Here is a 20,188-nt window from a genome sequence, read left to right as displayed (position 1 = left end):
CAATGTAAATAGGCGCTTGGCCAAATTAGCTTTTGGTAAGCACGCTGTCTGCGACGATGCGGTTGGCCCCAAGCCACGCGGCGGGCGTACCGGTGTCGAGATACGTGCCGCTGATGGGGTGGACGAGGATTTTGTGTGTGGTGGCAGCGCTCGTTAAGGCGTCGGTAATGGAGAGCTCGCCGTTGGGGTTGGGTGTGGTGGCGGTGGCGTAGCGTTGGAGCTGGGGCGTCAGGATGTATTTGGAGATATTGGCTTGACGCGACGGGGCTTGGCTGGGTTGAGGTTGGTCGGCAATGCTCGTGAGGTAGTGCCGGCTCCCCTGCTCGTTGGTGGCCAGGACGCCGTAGCGAGTGAGCTCGGAGGCGGGGACGGTAGTGACCATGAGCGCGCCCTCGGCATCGCCGGCGGTATAGGCGGTGACGAAATCGGTCATTTCGGACTTGGCATCGGCGCGCCAGACGAAATCATCCCCGCTGCAGTAGATGATGGTCTCGGAGGGATCGAGGTGTGGGAGCGCGGTGATGAGCGGGACGGCGGTACCGTAGCCGGCGTCTTCGGACTGCTCGATGAATTCAAACCGCGCTTGGGCATGGATGGCGGCCAGGCTTTTGGCGACTTCGGTTTTGCCAAGTCGCTTGAGGGCGGCGATGTAGGGCGGGTTGCCTTGGTAGTAGTCTTTGAGTCCGGTTTGGCCGGCGCGGGTGATGAAGAGAATGCGGGTGATGCCGGCAGCTACCAGATCGGCTACGGTGTAGTCGATCACCGGCCGGTTGAGAATAGGCAGCATTTCCTTCTGGACGGCGGCAGTGACCGGCAGCATGCGGGTGCCGAGCCCGGCGGCCATGATGACAGCGGTGGTGGGTTTCATTAGCTAAAGTAGACTCGCATTATGAGCCGGGCGACTTTGTCGGAATCATGGCGAATGAGCGTGCGCGGGATGAGCTGCTCGGAGGGTTTGAGCTGTGGTATGGCGGCCGATACGAGGTCTTCGCCGATGGCCTGGGCGTGGTGTTTCTTGAAGGCTTCGGGGTCGAATTCGACCGCAAACTCGCCGGCTTTGGCGTAGCGGCGGAGCAATTCGTCGCTGGGTTTGTGGCTGTTGTAAATGACATAGTCGACGGTTTTGGAGCCGATAAAACGCTCGATCTCGCGGACGTAATCGTCGACTTTGAAGCCATCGGTTTGGCCGGGTTTGGTGACGAGATTCGAGATATAGACGAGTTTGGCGCGAGTTTTGGCCAGAGCCTCGCTCATGCCGCTGACGATAAGCGTGGGTGCGAGCGAGGTGTAGAGGTTGCCGGGGGCGATTACGACGATGTCGGCGGCCTCAATGGCGGTTTTGGCCTCGGGGTTGAGCTGGGCGTTGGGCTCGAGCGAAAGCTGGGGCCGGTTGCTGTCGAAATCGTGCCCCACGATTTGGTACTCTCCTTTTACGACTTCCCCACTAGCCTTGGTGAGCACAAGCTTGACGTTCGACAGGGTGACCGGCACGACGTGCCCCGAGATGTTGAGGATTTCGCCAGCGGTTTTGACCGCGTCGGCGAAGCTGCCAGTGGTTTTTTCGAGGGCACTGAGGAAGATATTGCCAAACGAGTGGCCGCCGAAGGTGCCCTCGTCGAAGCGATAGTTGAAAAGATCGCGGAGTTTTTGATCGGATTCGCTCAGTGCCACGAGGCACTGGCGGACGTCGCCGGGCGGCAGGGCGCCGAGTTCATCGCGCAGAATGCCGGTGGAGCCGCCATCGTCGGACATGTTGACGATGGCGGTGATGTCGCGAGCGTAATATTTGAGTGCAGTGAGAATGGTGAACGTGCCGGTACCGGCACCGATGACGACGACTTTAGGGCCCGTGACAGCAGCCATAATCTTAAAACGCCTCCAATTGGTTATCGAGTTTGGTGGGCAAATCGGCAATTTTGACGCGGGTTTGCTCCATGGTGTCGCGATGGCGGACGGTGACGGTGTGGTCTGAGAGGGTGTCGAAGTCGATGACGACGCACAGGGGGGTGCCGATTTCGTCTTGGCGGCGGTAGCGTTTGCCGATGTTGCCGTTGTCGTCGAACATGACGCTGCCGTACCTAGCTTTGAGGGTTTTGAAGACCTCGCGGGCTTTGTCCATGAGCTCGGGTTTGTTGCGCAGGAGCGGGCTGACGGCGATCTTGATCGGGGCGAGGGCGGGCTTGAGCCCCAGCACGACGCGGGTGTCCCCCTCCCCTACCGCCTCCTCGCGATAGGCGGCGGTGAGTACGGCTAGCACGTTGCGGTCGAGGCCAAAGGTGGGCTCGATGACGTGGGGCACGAAGCGCTCGCCGGTGGCTGAATCCAAATACGTGAGGTCGACGCCGGAGTGCTTCATGTGGTTGGTGAGGTCGAAATCGGTGCGGTAGGCCAGGCCGCCGATTTCTTTGGTGCCGATCGGGAATTCGTATTCAAAATCGATGGTTTTCTTGGAGTAATGCGCGCGGTCGGCGGCGGGGACGTCGAGCTCATGGATGGCGGATGCCGGTAGGCCGATGCGCTCGTACCAGGCGAGGGTGAGCTGGTGGAGCTCGTCGAAGATTTTTTCCCAGTCCCCCTCCCGCACGAAGTATTCAAACTCCATAATCTCAAGCTCGCGCACGCGGAAAATGAAATCACGGGGGGTGATTTCATTGCGGAAGTTTTTGCCGATTTGGGCTATGCCAAAGGGTAATTTGGGGTGGATGGAATCGAGAACGTTTTTGAAATTCACGAACATGCCCTGGGCGGTTTCGGGGCGCAGGTAAACCTTGGCGGAGGTGTCGTCGACGGGGCCGGCTTGGGTGGAAAACATGAGGTTGAAGGTGCGGGCTTCGCTGAGCTCGTTGCCCTCGGGGCTTTTGAGGCCGAGCTCGCGGATTTTGAGGCTCATTTGCGCCATGGTGAGCTCGGCAACGTCTTCGACGCCGGCATCTTCGAGCAGGTGGTCGGCGCGGTAACGTTTGTTGGTCCCCAGGTCTTCCACGAGCGCATCGGCAAAGCCGGCGCCGGTATGGCCGCTGGCCTCCCACACGCGGGGGTTCATGAGGATGGCGCTATCGAGGCCGTACATGTCTTCGCGCTCGGTGACGAAATGGCTCCACCAGAGGGTCTTGAGGTTGTTTTTGAGCAGCGTGCCGTAGGGGCCGTAGTCCCAGGTGCCGGCCAGCCCCCCGTAAATATCGGAGCCTTGAAAAATAAAACCGCGCCGCTTGGCGAGCGCGACGATGGTTTCGAGCGAAGGGGTGGGGTGAGATGTGGCCATAGAAACTACCTAAAATCTGAGATTATCGGGTTCGGTGAGCTCATTATAGTCGTCATCACTGATTCGGCCAAGGCTTAGCAGATACGTGAGATCGGCGACGTAGTTTCCGACTACTTGCTCGTAGCGCGGTGAGCGCTTGTCGAGCAGGATACGGCAGGTGGCGATGGAGTGTTTGATAAACTCTTCGATTTCGTCGTCGGTCATCATCTGGCCTTCGGTGCGCTCGGGGTGGCTGATAATGCGCTCCGGTGGGTCGATGTGGGCATGCTGGTAGTCGGCGAGGGTCCAGCTGAGTTCGGATTGGGAGGTCATGGGGTGGCTTTCGATGAGGATTATGGGCGTTATTGTAGCATCCCGGCCTCAGGCTTCAAGTGGGTTGAAGACTGGGGTCGGCCCGGACCCAGCGCGGGGCGCTGGGTCCGGGGTGGTGCTTGGTCAGCTGGTGGTCGGGGCGAATTCCGCCCACGCGTCGGGCCACGCCTGCTGAGCGGCGGCGGCCAGGGTCTCGGGCGTCCAGCGCCGAGGGGCGATGAACGCTGCTCCTGCCAGTTTGAGCACTGTGCACTCCGGTGGGTAGTGCACGCCGATGGCGAGCGCCTCGATGGCCGCGGCGTCCAAGTGGTGCATAGAGTGGAACTTGTACGGTACGACGCGCACGGTGGCGCCATCCGATGGGTGGATCCTCCAGCACGACCCATCCTCGCTCCGGTACAGGTAGACGTAGGGCGTGTCGTTGGGCTTGTCGTGCCGGTCGACCGGTTCGGCTCCCGTGATGTAGTACACGGTACCGTCGGGCAGACGGAGGAGTCCGCCGGTGAGTTCTCCGTTCGGCCCGGTTACGGGCTCGAGGGTGACGGCGATGGGGGTGCCGATGGACATGGCGTGCCTCCACGAGTTGCGGGGTTCCAATTTGCTGATTAAGCTTTAATACGTTGTCATTTTTTATCGTTTTTGTCAAAAGTTGATGTTGCGAGGAATGAATAGCTGAGATGGTGTTCGTAAAATGTATTACAAAGACTCAACGTAGCGGTTGCGAGGGCGGGCGCATCGGCGATGTGCGCTATGGTTTGGTAAGGGTAGTCGGAAAGCAAGCGCCAAAATTTGATTTGCTCGGTGCTCATGGGGGTGTCTAGCGGGTTGCTGTCGGCGTGGCAGACGATGCCGCCGCGTTCGGTGCTGAAGGCGTAGGTGGTCTCGGCGGATTGTTGACCGCAGATAATGCAGGCGCCCAGCTCTGGGCGGTAGCCGAGCACATCGAGCAGGCGGAGCTTGAACCAGAGCTCAATGAGCACGATATCGCTGGGGCCGTCATCGAGGGCGCCTAGGGCCTCGCGCGTGAGCTCGTAGAGGCCGGGGGTGGGCTGCCCTGGCTCGGTGAGACGGTCGACGGTGCGGGCGATGATGAAGGCTAGCTCGAGCCGGTCGTAGTGGCTGACAAAATCGTGGGGATACCATAGGAGGCGTGCGCTGGTGACGGTGTCGAGATTGCGGCCGGCGATGAGCATGAGATTGACCTCACCGAAGAGCTCGAGATGGCCGCCGGAGCGCGATTTGATCTTGCGTACGCCTTTGGCCACGGCGCTGACTTTGCCGTAGCCTGCGGTGAGGAACCGCACTACTCTATCGGCTTCGCCAAAGTTGGTGCGGCCGATGACGATGCCTTGGGTTTGGTAGGCGGGTTTGCTGGGCATAAAGTCATTATAGGTCGTGTTGCTCCGGAAACGCCTCAGGAAGCGCTGGACACCGGCGCCGTGAAGCGCCAGACAAGACGACGGGTACGGATTTTGCAAATAAGGATGAGTTCGCGGAACAAGCCGGTGTCCGGCGCTTCCTGGGCGCATTTGAGCGTCGTCTGTGGTTAGGCTTCGGTCAGAAGGCCAACAAGATGGCTGTTGACGTCGCCGGCTGACGGACTGAGGTAAAGCGTGGCGAGTTCGGTGGCCGTAAACCAGCCGGATTTTTCGACATCGGCCGTGCTGGGGTGGATGTGCTCGATGGCAACGTTGACGCGATAAAACAAATTAGCTTTGGGGATGCCGCCCACAACGGCGCCGGCGGTGGCCAGGATGACGCGGCCGTCGGTTTTGATGTCGGCGGGGGCGAGGCCGAGCTCTTCGGCTAGTTCGCGGATGAGGGCCTCGGCCGGGGTTTCGCCGTGGTCAATGCCGCCGCCCGGTAGGCTCCACCACTCATCGTCGCGCTCTTTGACAAGCAGAATTTTGTGGTCGCGGATGATGACGGCTTTGACAGCCACCCGATACAGGCTGTTGCAGATGGCATCGAGGCGCGGATCAACGGCGTCCACGCCCCTATTTGTCGCTGGCGGCGGCTTTGTGTCCAGTCGCGCCGAGCACTTTCACGGCTTTTTGGACGACTTCGTCGGGCGTGTGGTGGCTCTTGATGAGGTAATCGTTGACCCCTAAAGCTTTGGCGAGCTCTTGGTTCATGTCGACTTCGGCTTGGCCCAAGTTGGTGAGCAAAATGACTGGAATTTGGCGCAGGTCGGGTTGCTTCTTGATCTCTTTGAGCACATGGAAGCCATTGAGCTTGGGCATGAGGATGTCGAGCAAAATGAGTTCGGGTTGGAATTCTTTGAGTACGGCTAGGCATTCTTCGCCGTTGGTGGCTACTTTGACGCTGTGGCCTTCAAGTTCAAATTTGGCTTGGTACATCTCGACCAAGATGGTGTCGTCTTCGACCAGTAAAATTTTTGCCATACCCTAACTCCTCTTCCCCTAGTTTAACAGATAATCCCAGATGGCAACCACCCCTGGGGATCAAAATATTACTCTATGAGCGGTAATTGCTTGGCAATGGGCAAACTGAAGTTAAATCGGCTGCCTTTGCCCTCGATACTCGTGACCCAAATGCGGCCGTCGTGTGACTCGATGAGGTTTTTGACGATGTAGAGGCCGAGGCCGGTGCCGCCGGCTTGGACGCTCAGGGGATTGAAAATGCGGCCGAATTTGGTGAACAGGCGGTCGATCTGGGACTTGCCAATGCCTACGCCGTGATCGGCTACGGTGGTGATGAGCTCGTCGCCCTGGATGCGGAAGTTTATTTGGACCTCGGTGCCTGGCATTGAGTATTTGATGGCGTTGTCGACGAGGTTGAGGATGATTTGATGGAGCCTGGTCTCGTCGGCGAGCACTAGCGGCAGGCGTTGGCGGCGGCGGACATTGATCATGATGTGGCTGGCGGCACCTTTGGCGGCCACCTCGGAGACGACGCTCGCGATGACACTGTCGAGGGCGACAGGGGCGATGTTGAGGGTAATTTTGCCTGATTCGATGTAGGTGGCATCCATGAGATCTTCGACGAGGTCGATCATGCGTTGGTTTGATTGGTAGACGCGGCTGAGATAGTGAAACTGTTTGTCGCTGAGCTCGCCAAAATCGTGCTTGAGGGTCATGGAGAGAAAGCCTTTGATCGCGGTGAGCGGGGTGCGGAGTTCGTGGGACACGATCGAAATGAAGTCGGATTTGATCTCTTCGACTTCGCGGTCTTTGGTGGTGTTGCGGATAATGGCGATGCCGGAGGTGACTCGGCCGGCGTCGTCGAAGATCGGCGAGTAGCTGATCTCGGTCCAGACGCGGGTGCCGCCGCGGTTTTCGATGAGTTGTTCGCTTTTGGCGATGGTGACGCCTTCTTCGAGCACGCGCTCGATGGGGCCGACATTGGTGCCGCTGATGGTGTCGGGGCTGACGTTTTTGATGACCTTGCTAAACGGCTTGCCGATGGCTTCGGCGGGGTGGTATTGGGTGATCTGGGTGCAGGCGGGGTTGAACCCGACGATGGTGCCGCTGCGGTCGAAAATCACGATCCCCTCCTCGGTGAAGCGGAATACGGCTTCCCAGCGTTCGCGTCGAGCATTGACGTCGTGGTAGAGCGCGGCGTTTTCGACGAGCACGGCGAGGCGGGTGGCTACCATGCGCAACAATTTGGCTTCGTGTTCGCCGTAGGCGCGGCCGGCGCGGCCGGCGATGAGCACGCCCAGGGTCTTGGAGTGGTGGGTGATGGGCAGGGCGATGCGGTGCAATCCCCCGCTTTGGCCCGTAAGAGTGACGGGTTGGCGGCTGGTGAAGGCTCGGGCAGCTAGGTGTGGTGAGTTGAGCTCGAGCGTGAGGGTGTCACTGGGGTCGGGACTGACGGCTTGGTCTTGGACGAGCAGCTGTTTGCTGGGGTTGTACAGATAGAGCGACACTGAAGACGATTCGAGTAAGTTGGCGGTTTTGGCGAGATATTTTTGGTAGATGTTGGCGACATTGAAGCCGACGATGCCCGATAACTCGGCGAGTTGCGAAAGCTCGCGGAGGTGACGGTGGGCTTTGGCTGCCATTTCATTGGCCTCGACGGTTTTTTCGATGAGCGAGGTAATGTCGCGAGCGGTGGCGACGGCGCCGGTGACGCGGCCGCCGAGGGTGATGGGATTGACCGAGATTTGAACGTGACGGCCGGATTGGAGATCATGCCCGTAGCAGGTGATGCGTTTGCCGCGGAGGACGTTTTTGATCACTTCGAGGGGATCGTGATCGCAGGTGAAGTTTTTGCGGGCGGCGATTTGCTCGAAGAACGGCCGGCCGATCGGGTTGTCGGTGATATTGAAGAGTCGTAGCCATTCTTGGTTGCACTCGATGGTTTCGCCTTGCTCGCCGACCAAAATCAGTCCGTCCGAGATGCCGTTTTGGATGGCTTGCAATTTTTCTTTTTCGAGGTAGAGCGAGCTGACGTCGCGGATGCTCATGAGCGCCCCGATGCGAATGCCTTTGCTGTCGCGGTAGGGCGAGTAGACGGCTTCGAAGTAACGGGTATCGCCGTGTTCGTCGAGTGAGAACTGGGTGCGGCCGATGTGGCCCTGCAGGGCTTGCTCGATAGCGGCTTCGAGCCGGACGGTGTCGATTTTGAGGCCCGGAATGCGTTTGAGGGCGCGGAGGGGGAGGTGTTTCATGAGATGCTCGGGTCCTAGTCCCAGGGTGCTGCCGGCGGCGGCGTTGTAGTAGTGCATCTTGTGGTCAAGGTCGAAGACGAGCAAGCCGTCGCGCATGAGATTGCGGGTTTGTTCGATTTCGCCCGTGGCTTTGCGCAAGCCGGCATGGAGATTGGCGTTGGCGATAGCGATGCCGGTGTGCTCGGCCAGACTTTGGGCGAAGCGAATCTCGGCGTAGGTGAAGGTGCGGGGGGTTTTGGAGATGAGGCTGAGCGCGCCCACCAGCCGGCCGCCGGTAAAGATAGGCGCTAGCAAGGCTGAGCGCAGGCCCTCGCGCCGGGCCAACTCGGGGTTGTGGGTAAGCGGGGCAGTTTCGAGGTTGTCGAGCTGGATGGGGCTGTCGGCCTTCATGAGTCGCTTGATGAAGGGAGAATCTTTGGAGGCGCGCATGTGGGCGACGAGTTCGGGGGAAAGTCCTACGGTCTGGTCGACGTAGTATTCTCGGCCGCCGGGGCTGGCCAAGGCGAGCGCTACGGCGTCGACGCGAAAGAATTTGCGGGCCTGTTGCAAGAGGGTCGACGAGACTTTGTCGAAATCGAGCGAACCGGTGATGACCTGAGTGATGCGCTGGAGGGTGATGGCTTCGGCTAGGCTGTTTTTGTTGGATTGCTCGAGCAGGAGGGTTTTGATGCCGGCGGCGATGGTGTTGATGAGATGTTGAAGGTTGGTTTGGTTTTCGGTGGAGAGCTCGGTGTCGGTCCAGATGATGATGCCGCCTAGGTATTCTTCGCGCCAGTTGAGGATGTGGTGTTGAGGCCGGCCTCCCGCGGCGGTGGCGACGGCGGATTGGTCGGTTCCCGGCCAGGTACGCAAGGTTTCGGCCGACAGGTCGCCGGGGTAGCGCAGGAGCCCGCGGGCAGCCATGGGCAGCGTTTGCTCGGCGATCGTGTGATGCCCGTCGCCGACCGCCGCAATGAAGCCGCAGACCGGTGCCTGGAGGGTGCGGCTGAGGATTTTGCAGGCTTGCTGCAGGAACCCACTGGGGGTTTTGGCCGAAGTGGCGGCGGCCAAGAGCTCATGGACCTCGGTGGGCATGGGCGCTAAAGTGATGGGCGCTGATTTGGAGTGTGGCACGAGAAGTTGGCTCCGCCTTTCTGGTTCTAACGGTAGCACCTTGTTCTTGTATCACTCAAGCATGAGACGGATGGTGCCGGGCGCTAGGGATTGATCTTGGCTTGGCTGATAATTTGATTAAATTCGGTGCTCAATTGATCGTTTTCGGTGCTAAAGAGTAAGACTTTGTCGCGAATGGGTACTACGACTAAGCGAACGGTTTTGAGATCGCCGAATTGGCCGACGATGTTGATAGCGGGCTGGCCGGAGACCTCCGTACTACTTTGTTTGAGAGTGCCTTTCTTGAAGAGGCTGGCGTACTGGGCCAGGTACTTATCTTTGGGCTGGTCGAGAAATATTACTTTGGCGGCGATTTTGTCGTCTTGACCGTTTTTGCGCCGAACGAAGTCGGGGTTTACGATGAGCTTTACTTGGGTGCCGGTGTTTTCTTCGTCGACGGTGCTGGTCCAGGTTTTGGGGAAGTTGATTACAAAGGCGCCAAAGGGTTCGGGGGCGGTGTACGAGCGAAAGGGTGATTCGTTTTGTTTGGTGAAATCGGCCTGGTCGGTTTTTTTCTGCTCATCACGGGCTTTGGCTGCGGCCGCGGCTTTTTGCGCCTCGAGGGTTTTGGTAGCGGTGGCGGCTTTGCTCGAGAATGTGAGCGTGAGTACTCCGAACCCGACGGTGCCGAGGCCGAGCAACAGAACCAGAATAATGAGAATGCCCGCCGGGCGTCCACTGCCTCCCCTGCCGGGGGCAGTGTTGAAGGGCCCGGAACTGTCGGGCATGAGTGTCTGAGTATCCATAATTAATGCTTATGCTACAGCGATAGGTGGGTTATTTCAAGGTGGCGACGGGCGCGCCGTACTGATAGACGTAGGTGTTGTGCGTCTCGTGGATGGGGGTTTGTCCGGGGAGTTGAAAGACGTATGAGATGACCCTGGTGGGTGCGGTGATTTCGGTGCGGAATTTTTCATGGAGCCGGGCCATGTACTTGTCGAGGATGAAGATGTAGATGACGTCGGCGGGCGGGAGTTTGACGTGCCAGATGTCGGCGGTGTGGATGGTGACAAGCTTTCGATAACGCCAACACACGAGGCGCGAGATGAGCACCAGGTACGGATTGATCTCGTAGCCGATGCAGCGAATGCCCCGCGCGGCGGCGGCGCGCAAAAGGCGGCCGTCGCCGGAGCCCAGATCGATGAGGGTTTGGCCGGGCTTGAGGTTGGCGATCTCGAGTAGTCGCCGGCTATCGCGGTGCAAAATGGGGACGTAGGGCGCACCCAGTACGGCACCAATGCCAAAGGGCAAAACGATGGCGAGGGCTATGAGAGCGATGGCTTCCACGGCTGCCGGTAGCTCTAGGCCCCGAAGAGGCCGGTTTGGTCACCTTGGTCGTCGGCGGGTTCGGGTGCCGTAGTGGTGTCGGTGGGTGTGGCGGCGGGGCCGGCCGCGGGAGCGCTAAAGCGCTGGCGGATTTTTTCGACCCGGTTCTCGATGGTGGTGAGGTGGGTTTTGAGCTCGCCGGCGAGCTCCATGCCGCGCTCGAATTTGGCGAGGCCGGCATCGAGGTCGACGTCGCTCGATTCGAACCAGGCGGTGATTTCCTCGAGCTCACCGAGGGATTTTTCGAATTCAAATGGTTTGGTTGTCACTGGCTTGCGTTACCTCCGCGGCGATAGTTTCCTCGGCCAATTGTATCATGAGCGGAGTGCCGGGCCCGGCGTCGGCGGCGCGGCGCACGATGCGCTGTGGGCTGCGCACGATGGCGTAGCCGCGGCCCAGCACGGCTTTGGGGTCGAGACTTTGCAGGAGGCGGGTGAGGCTCGTGACGCGCGTGTGGCGCTCGGTGAGCACGTGCTCGAGGCCTCGCTCGAGGGCCTGGCGTAGCGCGGCCAAATGTTCGCGCGGGTAGCGCAAGGCGGCTTCGAGCCGGCCGAGCGCGCCGTCGGTGCGGCGGTGGTAGCCGGCGATGAGCGCACTCACGGCGGCGCTTTGGCGGCCGGCCAAGTGCGTAATGTGGGCGGTGATTTCGGTGCGGTCGGGCACCACAAGGCGCGCGGCGTCGGTGGGCGTGGCGGCGCGTAGGTCGGCGGCGTAGTCGGCGAGCGAGAAGTCGACTTCGTGGCCGACGCCGACGACCGTGGGGGTGCGGCTGGCGGCCACGGCGCGGGCGACGGGTTCGGTCGAGAAGGCCATGAGGTCTTCGAGCGAACCGCCGCCGCGAATGAGTACCAGTACGTCGGCGGGCGGGCTGAGGTGGTTGAAGTAATCGAGTGCGCCCAAAATTTGGTCGGGAGCCGCTACGCCCTGAACGCTGACATCGGCCAGCAATACCTCTACCCCACCCCATCGGGAGCCCAGAATTTTGATGAAGTCGGCGTAGGCGGCGGAGGCGCCGGAGGTAATGAGCCCCAGGCGCACGGGGAATTTGGGAATGGGTCGTTTGCGGCTGGGGTCGAACAGGCCTTCGGTCTCGAGTTTTTTCTTGAGCAGCTGCATGGCCCGGCGCAGCTCCCCTTCTCCGGCTAGTTCGATTTCGCGGACAGTCAGGCTAAATTTGGAATATTTGGTAACTTTGGGCGAGCCGGTGACGCGAATCTTCATGCCATCTTCGATGGGCAGCTTGAGCTGGTGAATCATCATGAAGCAGCCGAGGGTGTTGGTGTCGTCTTTGAGGTCGAAAAAGATGAATTTGCCCTGGTTGACCTTAAAGCTCGATACCTCGCCTTCGATTATTACCTCGGGGTAGGCAAAATTCAGGGTTTCGTTGATGATGGCGAGGAATTCGCTGACGGTGATGGTTTGGGGGGTCATGATTGGATTATAGCGTACGGATGGGTTGGCGCGCGGGCCCTCGTCTCGGCGTGAGACGAGGGCCCGGCGGCGGACTGCCCATTACCCGGGGCAGCGGGAGACTCTGATCACCCCCTTAGACGGCGTTGGCTCCGACCGTGTGGCGGGACGGCGTCGCAGTGTGCATCGTGTTCCCCCTTGGTGGTGCTAGGCGGCTAGCTTGAGCTCCATGGCGTGGTCGGCGATCCCATCCTTGATGAAATCGCGGATGCTGTAGTGGCGGGAGTGCAGGGCCTCGAGCTCATCGCGGGTGATGAGCAGGATTGCTACCTGGTTGAGGCTGGCTGCTGCGCGCACCTTGGCCTGCTTGAGGTGCAGGCAGCGGCGCGCGAGGGTGACCTCGATGTAGATGCCCTGATCGGGCAGGTAGAAATCGGGCCGGAGGATGCTCATCCCGCGGCCGGTGAGCCCCGTCTCGAGCTCGTGGGGCTCGTACTGGGGCTCGATGTCTGCCTCGCTGAGCCATCGGTCTACCATGCGCTCGCTGGGGTTCCGGGGCCCGCGCCTGTAGGTGCCGCTGGCGCCGTGGTGCCGGCTGGAGCGAGATCGGCCGCTTCCGAGGGTGCACCGTGGTGGTCGGCCGGTGGGCCGGTGGGTGGGTGGATGGCGGTAGTTTGCTACAATTGCCACGAGTTCTCCCTCGGGTTGGGGGCATGTCAACGAGCAAAAGAGCCGCCCGCGTGGGGTGGCTCAGGTCGTGCTAAGAGGCGCGGTGACCGCGAAGGGTCCGATGGGGACCGCCCGGATGGTGGCTGCGCATCTCATGGCTCTATTATGGGATATTTGCGTGTTGTTAGTCAAATTGCTATAATTATACAATTATGTCATTACTTAATTTCGTGGCAATTTTGGGTCGTCAGCCGGAACTTGGCTTGGTGGAGCTAGAATCTGTGTTGGGTGCGCAGGGGGTGCGACCGTTTGGACGGCAGGTTGCCTTGGTGGGTGAAATGGTGCCCGTGGACCAGCTGGGTGGGGTGTTGAAGCTGGGCGAGGTATTGTACCGGGGTGCGGTGAAGCCGTTGCGGGAGTTGCCGGTGGATTTCGAGGCGCTGCCGATGCGCGCCACGAAGACGCCGTTTGCCATCAGCTGCTACGGTGGGCGCGAGACGGCACGGTCGCTGACGGCGGCGGGGCTGGAATTGAAGAAGCGGCTGCGTGAGCGCGGATCGGTGCGGTTGGTGCAGCCGGCGAAGGGGCTGGCGGTATCGGCGGCGGAGTTGCGCCACAACCGCGTGATCGAGGATGGTTTTGAGCTGCTCGTGGTGGTGGCCGAGCATGAAATGATCGTGGCGCGTACGGTGGGGGTGCAGGATATCGACTGGTACTCCAAGCGCGACTACGGCCGGCCGGCCCGGAGTGCTACCGTAGGCATGCTGCCGCCGAAATTGGCGCAGGTGCTCGTGAATACGGTGCGAGCCGAGGTGGTGTGCGATCCGTTTTGCGGTACGGGAGTGGTGCTGCAGGAGGCGCTGCTGGCGGGGCGGGTGGTGGCGGGTTCGGATCTGGCGGCGGAGATGGTGACGGCGACCAGCGCGAATCTTGCTTGGCTGGCCGAGCAGGTGTCGACTCCCCTGCCGGCTTGGAGTGCGGCCGAGGCTGACGCCCGCTTGGTGCGGCTGCCGCCCGGGTGTGCCGTGGTGAGCGAGGGCTACCTGGGGCCCAACCTGATGCGGCTGCCAGGGCCGGCGGAGCTCGACCGGATGCGGGCTGAACTGCGGGAATTGTACCGCATGAGTTTGCGCAATTTTGCGGCGCAATTGCCGGCGGGAGCTGAGGTGAGCCTGTGTGCGCCGGCGTGGCGGGATGGCCGTCGCTGGCAGTATCTGGGATTGGTTGACGAATTACCTGATTTAGGCTACACTCTGAAGGGTTTTGAGCATGTCCGCACTCCCCTGCTCTACGCGCGGGACGATCAAGTGGTCGGACGGCAATTATTGTTACTGAGGAAGAACTAAATGTCACATACAAAAGCTGGTGGTTCAGTCAAGACTGGCCGCGATAGTCAGGCTAAGCGTCTCGGCGTAAAGCTCTTTGGTGATCAGTTTGTGCGCTCCGGCGGGGTGCTGGTGCGCCAGCGTGGTACTCGCATGGAGGCCGGCGTGGGTGTGGGCGTGGGTAATGACCACACGTTGTTTGCACTCACCGATGGCATTGTGAAGTTTTCGGTGAAGAAAGTGCAGAAATTCACCGGTACCAAGGTCCGCCGCACGATTGTTTCGGTCGTTTCGGACAATTAGTCGCTCGCAATTTTGATTGAGAAAATCCGCCTTCGGGCGGTTTTTGCTTGCCATAGGTGGACTGGGTCGGGTATTATTGAAATATGAACAAAAGCCGAACTAAGCTTTTAGAATTGCTGCGTAGTATCGTGCCTTATGACGATGATGAGAAGCGGGTGTTGACCGAGGTGCGGGCGTGGATTCGGTCGGATGCTGAGCTGTATCGTGGCGATCAGCCCGATGAGCCGAGCCCTCATCTGGTGGCTTATGTGGTGTTGGTGGATCGGCGGCGGCAAACGGTGCTGCTGTTTGACCATCGCAAGTCGGGCCTATGGTTGCCGGCGGGTGGGCATGTTGAGCGCGGTGAAGACCCGGCGGCTACCGCGGCGCGCGAGCTGATCGAGGAGCTGGGTTTGGCGGCGGCCAAAGCGGCGGTGATCGCGTCGGTGCCGTTGTTTGTGACGGCTAATCAGACCCGCGGTGCTCACGGGCATGTAGATGTTAGCTTGTGGTATGTTGTGGATGGATCGGAAGATATGCCGATGATGCCGGATCCCCGCGAGTTTCGCGGCTGGGCATGGCGGAGCTTTGAGGAAGTTTTGGGAGCGGACGCCGATACCATGGACCCGCAAATAAAGCGGTTTGTGGCTAAACTGCGCGGCTCGGTTGGCTTCTAGCTCGTAGTTTTTAGGTTTCTTTGATGCCGAGATGAAATCGGATGCGTTTCATGACGTCAGCGATGACGGCTTGGGACTTCACGAGGAATTCATCGGCACCCAGATCTTTGGCGCGTTGGCGATCGGAAGGCTGCGATAGAGCCGTGAGGATGATGATTTTGGTGTGGGCGGTTTCCCTGGTGTTGCGGATGATGTCAAGGACATCGAAACCGGAGATCTTGGGCATCATGATGTCGAGCAAGATGAGATCGGGGTGGTATTCCAATGCTTCTTGCATGGCGGCTTCACCATCGGGGCAGTGATGAACGTCAAAGCCTTCGGCTTCCATGCGGACCTGATAGGCCGTGGCGAGAGCAAGATCGTCTTCGACGAGGAGAATGCGCGGCTTCTTGCTCTCTTTCATAACTCAACTATACTACGTTTTGCCTCGGCATGAGTACCATGCTGCTCATGCTGGCGACCGGCGGCTTTGATGAAGCCGTCGAAGAGCGGGTGCGGGCGGTTGGGACGCGACTTGAATTCGGGATGGAATTGGCTGGCGACGAAGTAGGGATGTTGGGCGATCTCGATAATCTCGACGAGGCGTTTATCGGGCGACAGGCCGGCGATCACCAGGCCGGCCGCGGTGAGCTGTTCGCGGTAATCATTGTTGACCTCGTAGCGGTGACGATGGCGCTCCAGAACTTCTTTTTGGTTGTAAGCAGCGGCGGTTTTGGTGCCCTTGGTGATGACGCAGGGGTAATTGCCCAGCCGCATGGTGCCGCCCTTGTTGGTGATGTCTTTTTGGTCGGCCATGATGTCGATAACGGGGTGGGGTGTCTGGGCGTCGACTTCAGTGGTGTTGGCGCCGGTGAGGCCGGCGCGTCGGGCCAGGGCGATGACGGCCATGTGGAGGCCGTAGCAGAGACCCAGGTACGGGATGTTGTGCTCGATGGCATAATTGGCGGCGGCAATTTTGCCTTCCACGCCGCGGCTACCAAACCCGCCGGGAACGACCAGACCGTCGTAGCCCTCCAGCAATGATGAATTGTCGACAATTTGTTCGGAGTCGATCCAGCAGATTTCGGGCTGGATGCGGTTGGCCCAACCGGCGGCTTTGATGGCCTCGAAGACGCAGAGGTAGGTATCTTCGTTTTCCATGTACTTGGCCACGACGCCGATTTTGAGCTTGCGGTGGTCGGGGTGCTTGATGAGGTCGACGAGGCGCTGCCAGTCGGCGAGTTTGACACGGCGGTTGCTCAGGCCGAGCTGAGTAGTGATGTAATTGCCGATGCCGGCTTGCTCGAGCAATAGCGGTACTTCGTAGACGGTTTTTACCGTCTGCATAGGCACAATGCCGGCTTCATCGACGTCGCAGAAGAGGCTAAGCTTGTGGAGTACATTTTGGCTGACGGGTTTTTCGGCGCGGGCCACGATGACATCCGGCTGGATGCCGGCTTCGCGCAGATCGCGGACGGTATTTTGGGCCGGCTTGGTTTTGATTTCGTGCGAGGCTTCGAGATACGGCAGGTAGACTACGTGCACATACAGCGTGTTTTGGTGGCCGACTTTGCGGCGGAGTTGGCGGATGCCTTCGAGAAATGCCAGCGATTCGATATCGCCAACGGTGCCGCCGATCTCGACGATGTGGAAGTCGAAGCCCTCCCCCGCTTCGAGGATGCGCTTGACGATTTCGCCGGTGACATGCGGGATGATTTGGACGGTTTTGCCGAGGTATTTGCCGGCGCGCTCGTCGGCGAGGACGTTGGCGTAGATGCGGCCATTCATGAGCGAGCTGGAGCGGCCGAGTTCTTCATCCAAGAAGCGCTCGTAGTGGCCGAGGTCGAGATCGGTTTCGGCGCCGTCTTTGGTGACGAAGACCTCGCCGTGCTCGGCGGGGTTCATGGTGCCGGCATCGGTATTGAGGTAAGGGTCACATTTTTGGATATTAACAGAAAAACCGCGAGCTTTGAGGATGGTGCCGATCGAAGCTGCGGTAATGCCCTTTCCGAGTCCGGAAAGTACTCCCCCTGTTACAAAAATAAATTTTGTCTGGCTTCCTTTCGCCACACGTCTCCTTTCCAACACACTCGTTTCATCGGTAACACCAATTGGTTCAGATAATACCTGAGACTGCGGGCGAGGGCAAGCAAAATTTTTATGCTCTGGTTGGTAGATGGCTATTGGACATCGTCGAGGGTGCGGACGATTTCGATCGAGGGATCGGTGGTTTGGGGATAACGGTGACCGGGGCGCACGATCTGGACGCGGCGAATGCTGGGTCGGGACGGCACGGCTTCTATCTGGGCCGGAGAGTCGTCGACGACGAGAGCGGTGTCGTAGGGATGGTGATCGTAGGTGATCGCGGTTGCCCATTCGCCGGCAAGCATCAGGCCCTTATTGGTGGCGATAACGCGGGCGGAGATGGCGTCTAGCTGCGGGCTGCAGAGGCGCTGCTTGAACCAAAAGCCAAACTCGAGGTTGACCGTAAGGATGGCCGTCTTGGTGTGGGGGTCGGCTATGAGGCGCTGCACGAACCTCCGGGCGTCGGGGAACATCAAGTCGGGTTCGCCGGTCCGGAGGTGGTGGATCGCGAGTATGCGGTGAACGAGGCGGTCCTGGACGGTTTGGTCGGCTGGGTCGTGACCGTGTTGGCGCAGATGTGCCTGCACGTCGTAGCCGATGCCTTCGCCGGTTTCGTCACGAACGTAATGTTGGTTGATTTGAGCGGCGAACGCCTGGGCATCGATGCCAAACTCGGCTTCTACGGCTTGCGAGAGGGCTGTTACGAAGCTGTTTACGTCAAACAGGGTGCTGTCAAAATCGAGAACGGCGATGCGACTGGCAGTCACGGGCGGGCGCCTCCGGTTATTTCAGTAATTCGAGGGCTTTGTCGAGCTGAGGGTCGCGGCCGGCGTTGAAGTCGTCGGGGGTGAGGGCGGCCTCGACGTCGGGCTTAATCCCCTCTTTGTTGATGTTGACGCCGGCGGGAGTGTACCAGTGCGCCACGGTGACTTTGAGCTGGGCGCCGTCGGGCAGGTCTTTGATTTCTTGCACGCTGCCTTTGCCGAAGCTCTTTTCGCCCACGAGTTGAGCGGCTTTGTTGTCGTGGAGGGCGCCGGCGACGATCTCGGAGGCACTGGCGGAGCCGGCGTTGATGAGCACGATGGTGGGCAGGCCCTTGAACTTGCCGCCGCTCGAGGCCGTGAGCGTGTTGGTGGTTTTGCCGCCGGTGCGTTCGGAGACGACGGTTTTGCCGGTATCGAGGAATTGGCTGGCGACCGATACGCCGGCGTCGAGATAGCCGCCCGGGTCGTTGCGCAGGTCGAGGACGACGCGAGTGGCGCCTTGGGCCTTGAGGTCGGTGGCGGCCTTGTCGACGAGGTCGGCGGTGTCGGGGCTGAAGCGGGTGATGTTGATGTAGGCGACATTGCCGTTTTTGAGGCTGGATTTCACGCTTGGCACGGTGATGTTGGCGCGCGTGATGGTGACGTCAAACGCCTGGGGAGTGCCGGTGCGGACGATTTTGAGCGTCACTTTCGTGCCGGCGTCGCCGCGGATCTTGGAAACGGCGGTGTCGACGGTCATGCCCGAGGTATCTTCGTTGTTGATTTTGGCGATGAGGTCGCCGCTCTTGAGTCCGGCAGCGGCGGCGGGGGTGTCGGCGATGGGAGCGATGATGGTGAGGATGTTGTTCTTGATGCCGATTTCGGCGCCGATGCCCGAGAGTTTGCCGGTGAGGTCGTCGGATAATTCTTTGGCGGATTTGGCGTCGAGGAAGACGGTATAGGGGTCGCCGCCGGCCGCCACCAGACCGGCTTTGGCGCCGTCGACGGCTTTTTGATTGTCGATTTGACCGTCAAAATTGCGCTGCATAAGGGCATAAATGTCGTTGAGACTGGAGAAATCGGCTTTGTGAACGGGTTTGAGAAATGGTAGCGAAACTAGGCTGCCGGAAGCATCGCCGGCGTAAAATGAGCTGCCGGCCACCGCGATAATGATGGCCGCTAAAATGAGCGGGTTGAGTTGGACTTTTTTCAAAACCACGGGCCTTTCTAGTGAATATATTTGAAGTACGTCGCCGGGTAGCTGCCATACCGGAAGTGGCCGTCGCCGTCGTAGTTCATCTCGCTGACGATGACGTTGCTGCCCTGAATCGCCTCCACGACCGTGACGTGGCCGAAGTAGCCGGCGTCGGTTTGGGCTACGGCGCCGACTTCGGGAGAGCTGTCGACGCGGTAACCGGCGTTTCGGGCGCCGTCGTCCCATTGATTGGCGTTGCCCCAGGCGTAGACCGGGTGGCCCATTTGCTGACGCCGCCAGCCAGCCCAGGACACGCATTCGCGGTTGTAGCCCCAGGGTCCGCCGTAGCCGGGGTAATCTTGGGCGGCGTTGCACCAGAGCATGGGGTAGCCGCCGTTGCCGTGGCCGTTGTCACAGGCACCGCCCGAGCCGCCCGATGCGCCCGGGATGGAGCCGTTGAAACTGCGGGATGAAGCGGCCAAAATGGCGGCTTGCTGGGATTTGAGGCTGGCAATCTTGGTGTTTGAGTCTTTGACTTGCTGATCGGCGGCGCCGGCATTCTGCTGAGCGAGTGCGAGGAGCTGGTTGATCTCGTTTCGAGAGGCGATGAGCTGTTGCTGTTGCAGTTTTTGGCCGGAAAGGATGGACGCCACCTGCTCGCGCTGGCCTTGGAGCTGCTGCTGGAGGGTTTGGATGTCGGCCATGGCGGATTGAATTTTGGTTTTGATACGGTCCTGATATTGCTGCTGATCGAGAAACTCCGAGATGTTGTGGCTCGAAGCGAGCATCTCGATGGGCGTGACGTTGCTGTCGAGGTACATCGACTTGAGGTTGGCGGCGAGCACAGTCTTTTGCTCGGCGAGTTTGGCTTCGTTCTCGGCAATGTTGGCGGTGACTTTGTTGAAGAGCGCTTGATTGAGGTTGATTTGCGTCTGGAGCGCGGCGGATTGGGCCTGGAGTTCGGCCACTTTGGAGCGGTAGTCGTTGGCCTGGGTGTGGAGACTAGCGGCCTGTTGGGCCTGTCCGCTCATTTGCTGCTTGAGGGCGGCGATCTGATCGTCGAAGCTGTCCGCGAATGCCGGCCCAGCGCTCGAGAATACCATCGCAACCAGGCTTACGAGAGCGATGCACGCCT

Annotated in this window: 22 protein-coding genes; 3 read left to right on the top strand and 19 right to left on the bottom strand. The window is 60.0% G+C overall.

Annotated features, from left to right (window positions below):
• Positions 1 to 25: 25 nt before the first annotated feature.
• From VMT30_08595 to VMT30_08530, 14 genes are all read right to left on the bottom strand, one after another.
• Positions 26 to 868 carry a sugar phosphate nucleotidyltransferase gene (locus tag VMT30_08595; GenBank protein ID HVQ44985.1) on the bottom strand — a complete coding sequence of 281 codons (843 nt, stop codon included), beginning with the start codon at positions 866 to 868 and terminating at the stop codon, positions 26 to 28.
• Positions 868 to 1,863: a gluconeogenesis factor YvcK family protein gene (locus tag VMT30_08590; GenBank protein ID HVQ44984.1), complete on the bottom strand. Its 996-nt coding sequence runs from the start codon at positions 1,861 to 1,863 to the stop codon at positions 868 to 870. The genes VMT30_08595 and VMT30_08590 overlap by 1 nt, the downstream gene beginning before the upstream one ends.
• Positions 1,864 to 1,867: 4 nt before the next feature.
• Positions 1,868 to 3,262 (bottom strand): glycine--tRNA ligase, encoded by a 1,395-nt coding sequence (locus VMT30_08585; protein ID HVQ44983.1) that lies wholly within the window; start codon positions 3,260 to 3,262, stop codon positions 1,868 to 1,870.
• Positions 3,263 to 3,271: 9 nt separating this feature from the next.
• Positions 3,272 to 3,574: a hypothetical protein gene (locus VMT30_08580; GenBank protein HVQ44982.1), complete on the bottom strand. Its 303-nt coding sequence runs from the start codon at positions 3,572 to 3,574 to the stop codon at positions 3,272 to 3,274.
• A gap of 123 nt (positions 3,575 to 3,697) precedes the next feature.
• Positions 3,698 to 4,141: a hypothetical protein gene (locus tag VMT30_08575; GenBank protein ID HVQ44981.1), complete on the bottom strand. Its 444-nt coding sequence runs from the start codon at positions 4,139 to 4,141 to the stop codon at positions 3,698 to 3,700.
• A gap of 56 nt (positions 4,142 to 4,197) precedes the next feature.
• Complete coding sequence (gene recO, locus VMT30_08570; protein HVQ44980.1) at positions 4,198 to 4,953, bottom strand: DNA repair protein RecO; 756 nt, start codon at positions 4,951 to 4,953, stop codon at positions 4,198 to 4,200.
• A 167-nt stretch (positions 4,954 to 5,120) separates the two neighbouring features.
• The gene (locus VMT30_08565) at positions 5,121 to 5,567 is read right to left on the bottom strand and encodes an NUDIX hydrolase (protein HVQ44979.1); all 447 of its coding nucleotides are present in this window, start codon (positions 5,565 to 5,567) and stop codon (positions 5,121 to 5,123) included.
• Positions 5,568 to 5,571: 4 nt separating this feature from the next.
• A complete protein-coding gene (locus VMT30_08560) occupies positions 5,572 to 5,979 on the bottom strand; it encodes a response regulator (GenBank protein HVQ44978.1) in 408 nt (135 codons plus the stop codon).
• A 68-nt stretch (positions 5,980 to 6,047) separates the two neighbouring features.
• The gene (locus VMT30_08555; GenBank protein HVQ44977.1) at positions 6,048 to 9,284 is read right to left on the bottom strand and encodes a PAS domain-containing protein; all 3,237 of its coding nucleotides are present in this window, start codon (positions 9,282 to 9,284) and stop codon (positions 6,048 to 6,050) included.
• A 122-nt stretch (positions 9,285 to 9,406) separates the two neighbouring features.
• On the bottom strand, positions 9,407 to 10,108 hold the full coding sequence (locus VMT30_08550; protein ID HVQ44976.1) for a hypothetical protein: 702 nt from the start codon (positions 10,106 to 10,108) through the stop codon (positions 9,407 to 9,409).
• Between the two features lie 31 nt (positions 10,109 to 10,139).
• A complete protein-coding gene (locus tag VMT30_08545; protein HVQ44975.1) occupies positions 10,140 to 10,649 on the bottom strand; it encodes a hypothetical protein in 510 nt (169 codons plus the stop codon).
• Positions 10,650 to 10,663: 14 nt separating this feature from the next.
• Complete coding sequence (xseB, locus tag VMT30_08540) at positions 10,664 to 10,957, bottom strand: exodeoxyribonuclease VII small subunit (protein HVQ44974.1); 294 nt, start codon at positions 10,955 to 10,957, stop codon at positions 10,664 to 10,666.
• On the bottom strand, positions 10,938 to 12,119 hold the full coding sequence (xseA, locus tag VMT30_08535) for an exodeoxyribonuclease VII large subunit (protein HVQ44973.1): 1,182 nt from the start codon (positions 12,117 to 12,119) through the stop codon (positions 10,938 to 10,940). The genes xseB and xseA overlap by 20 nt, the downstream gene beginning before the upstream one ends.
• Positions 12,120 to 12,305: 186 nt before the next feature.
• Entirely contained in the window at positions 12,306 to 12,788 is a 483-nt protein-coding gene (locus tag VMT30_08530; GenBank protein ID HVQ44972.1) for a hypothetical protein, read from the bottom strand.
• Positions 12,789 to 12,979: 191 nt separating this feature from the next.
• Here VMT30_08530 and VMT30_08525 point away from each other — a divergent pair, with 191 nt between their 5' ends.
• From VMT30_08525 to VMT30_08515, 3 genes are all read left to right on the top strand, one after another.
• Positions 12,980 to 14,113: a hypothetical protein gene (locus VMT30_08525; GenBank protein HVQ44971.1), complete on the top strand. Its 1,134-nt coding sequence runs from the start codon at positions 12,980 to 12,982 to the stop codon at positions 14,111 to 14,113.
• Entirely contained in the window at positions 14,114 to 14,395 is a 282-nt protein-coding gene (rpmA, locus tag VMT30_08520; protein ID HVQ44970.1) for a 50S ribosomal protein L27, read from the top strand.
• Positions 14,396 to 14,478: 83 nt separating this feature from the next.
• Positions 14,479 to 15,051: an NUDIX domain-containing protein gene (locus VMT30_08515; GenBank protein ID HVQ44969.1), complete on the top strand. Its 573-nt coding sequence runs from the start codon at positions 14,479 to 14,481 to the stop codon at positions 15,049 to 15,051.
• A gap of 10 nt (positions 15,052 to 15,061) precedes the next feature.
• Here the strand turns inward: VMT30_08515 and VMT30_08510 are convergent, their stop codons facing one another.
• The 5 genes from VMT30_08510 to VMT30_08490 form a co-directional block, all read right to left on the bottom strand.
• On the bottom strand, positions 15,062 to 15,454 hold the full coding sequence (locus VMT30_08510) for a response regulator (protein ID HVQ44968.1): 393 nt from the start codon (positions 15,452 to 15,454) through the stop codon (positions 15,062 to 15,064).
• A complete protein-coding gene (locus VMT30_08505; GenBank protein ID HVQ44967.1) occupies positions 15,451 to 17,100 on the bottom strand; it encodes a CTP synthase in 1,650 nt (549 codons plus the stop codon). The genes VMT30_08510 and VMT30_08505 overlap by 4 nt, the downstream gene beginning before the upstream one ends.
• Before the next feature lie 110 nt (positions 17,101 to 17,210).
• On the bottom strand, positions 17,211 to 17,882 hold the full coding sequence (locus VMT30_08500; protein ID HVQ44966.1) for a hypothetical protein: 672 nt from the start codon (positions 17,880 to 17,882) through the stop codon (positions 17,211 to 17,213).
• A gap of 16 nt (positions 17,883 to 17,898) precedes the next feature.
• Positions 17,899 to 19,071 (bottom strand): S41 family peptidase, encoded by a 1,173-nt coding sequence (locus VMT30_08495; GenBank protein HVQ44965.1) that lies wholly within the window; start codon positions 19,069 to 19,071, stop codon positions 17,899 to 17,901.
• A 14-nt stretch (positions 19,072 to 19,085) separates the two neighbouring features.
• Entirely contained in the window at positions 19,086 to 20,156 is a 1,071-nt protein-coding gene (locus VMT30_08490; protein ID HVQ44964.1) for a CHAP domain-containing protein, read from the bottom strand.
• Between the last annotated feature and the right edge of the window lie 32 nt (positions 20,157 to 20,188).

Source organism: Candidatus Saccharimonadia bacterium, assembly GCA_035544015.1.
Taxonomy (GTDB): Bacteria; Patescibacteriota; Saccharimonadia; order UBA4664; family UBA4664; genus UBA5169.
Note: the sequence above shows the minus strand (reverse complement) of the source record. Positions and strands in the feature narration are given on the sequence as shown.

Excerpts from the sequence above, each read along its gene's own strand:
- VMT30_08595 (HVQ44985.1), bottom strand. The coding sequence starts at position 868 with ATGAAACCCACCACCGCTGTCATCATGGCCGCCGGGCTCGGCACCCGC.
- VMT30_08590 (HVQ44984.1), bottom strand. The coding sequence starts at position 1,863 with ATGGCTGCTGTCACGGGCCCTAAAGTCGTCGTCATCGGTGCCGGTACC.
- VMT30_08585 (HVQ44983.1), bottom strand. The coding sequence starts at position 3,262 with ATGGCCACATCTCACCCCACCCCTTCGCTCGAAACCATCGTCGCGCTC.
- VMT30_08580 (HVQ44982.1), bottom strand. The coding sequence starts at position 3,574 with ATGACCTCCCAATCCGAACTCAGCTGGACCCTCGCCGACTACCAGCAT.
- VMT30_08575 (HVQ44981.1), bottom strand. The coding sequence starts at position 4,141 with ATGTCCATCGGCACCCCCATCGCCGTCACCCTCGAGCCCGTAACCGGG.
- recO (HVQ44980.1), bottom strand. The coding sequence starts at position 4,953 with ATGCCCAGCAAACCCGCCTACCAAACCCAAGGCATCGTCATCGGCCGC.
- VMT30_08560 (HVQ44978.1), bottom strand. The coding sequence starts at position 5,979 with ATGGCAAAAATTTTACTGGTCGAAGACGACACCATCTTGGTCGAGATG.
- VMT30_08555 (HVQ44977.1), bottom strand. The coding sequence starts at position 9,284 with ATGCCCACCGAGGTCCATGAGCTCTTGGCCGCCGCCACTTCGGCCAAA.
- VMT30_08550 (HVQ44976.1), bottom strand. The coding sequence starts at position 10,108 with ATGGATACTCAGACACTCATGCCCGACAGTTCCGGGCCCTTCAACACT.
- xseA (HVQ44973.1), bottom strand. The coding sequence starts at position 12,119 with ATGACCCCCCAAACCATCACCGTCAGCGAATTCCTCGCCATCATCAAC.
- VMT30_08525 (HVQ44971.1), top strand. The coding sequence starts at position 12,980 with ATGTCATTACTTAATTTCGTGGCAATTTTGGGTCGTCAGCCGGAACTT.
- rpmA (HVQ44970.1), top strand. The coding sequence starts at position 14,114 with ATGTCACATACAAAAGCTGGTGGTTCAGTCAAGACTGGCCGCGATAGT.
- VMT30_08515 (HVQ44969.1), top strand. The coding sequence starts at position 14,479 with ATGAACAAAAGCCGAACTAAGCTTTTAGAATTGCTGCGTAGTATCGTG.
- VMT30_08510 (HVQ44968.1), bottom strand. The coding sequence starts at position 15,454 with ATGAAAGAGAGCAAGAAGCCGCGCATTCTCCTCGTCGAAGACGATCTT.
- VMT30_08490 (HVQ44964.1), bottom strand. The coding sequence starts at position 20,156 with ATGGTATTCTCGAGCGCTGGGCCGGCATTCGCGGACAGCTTCGACGAT.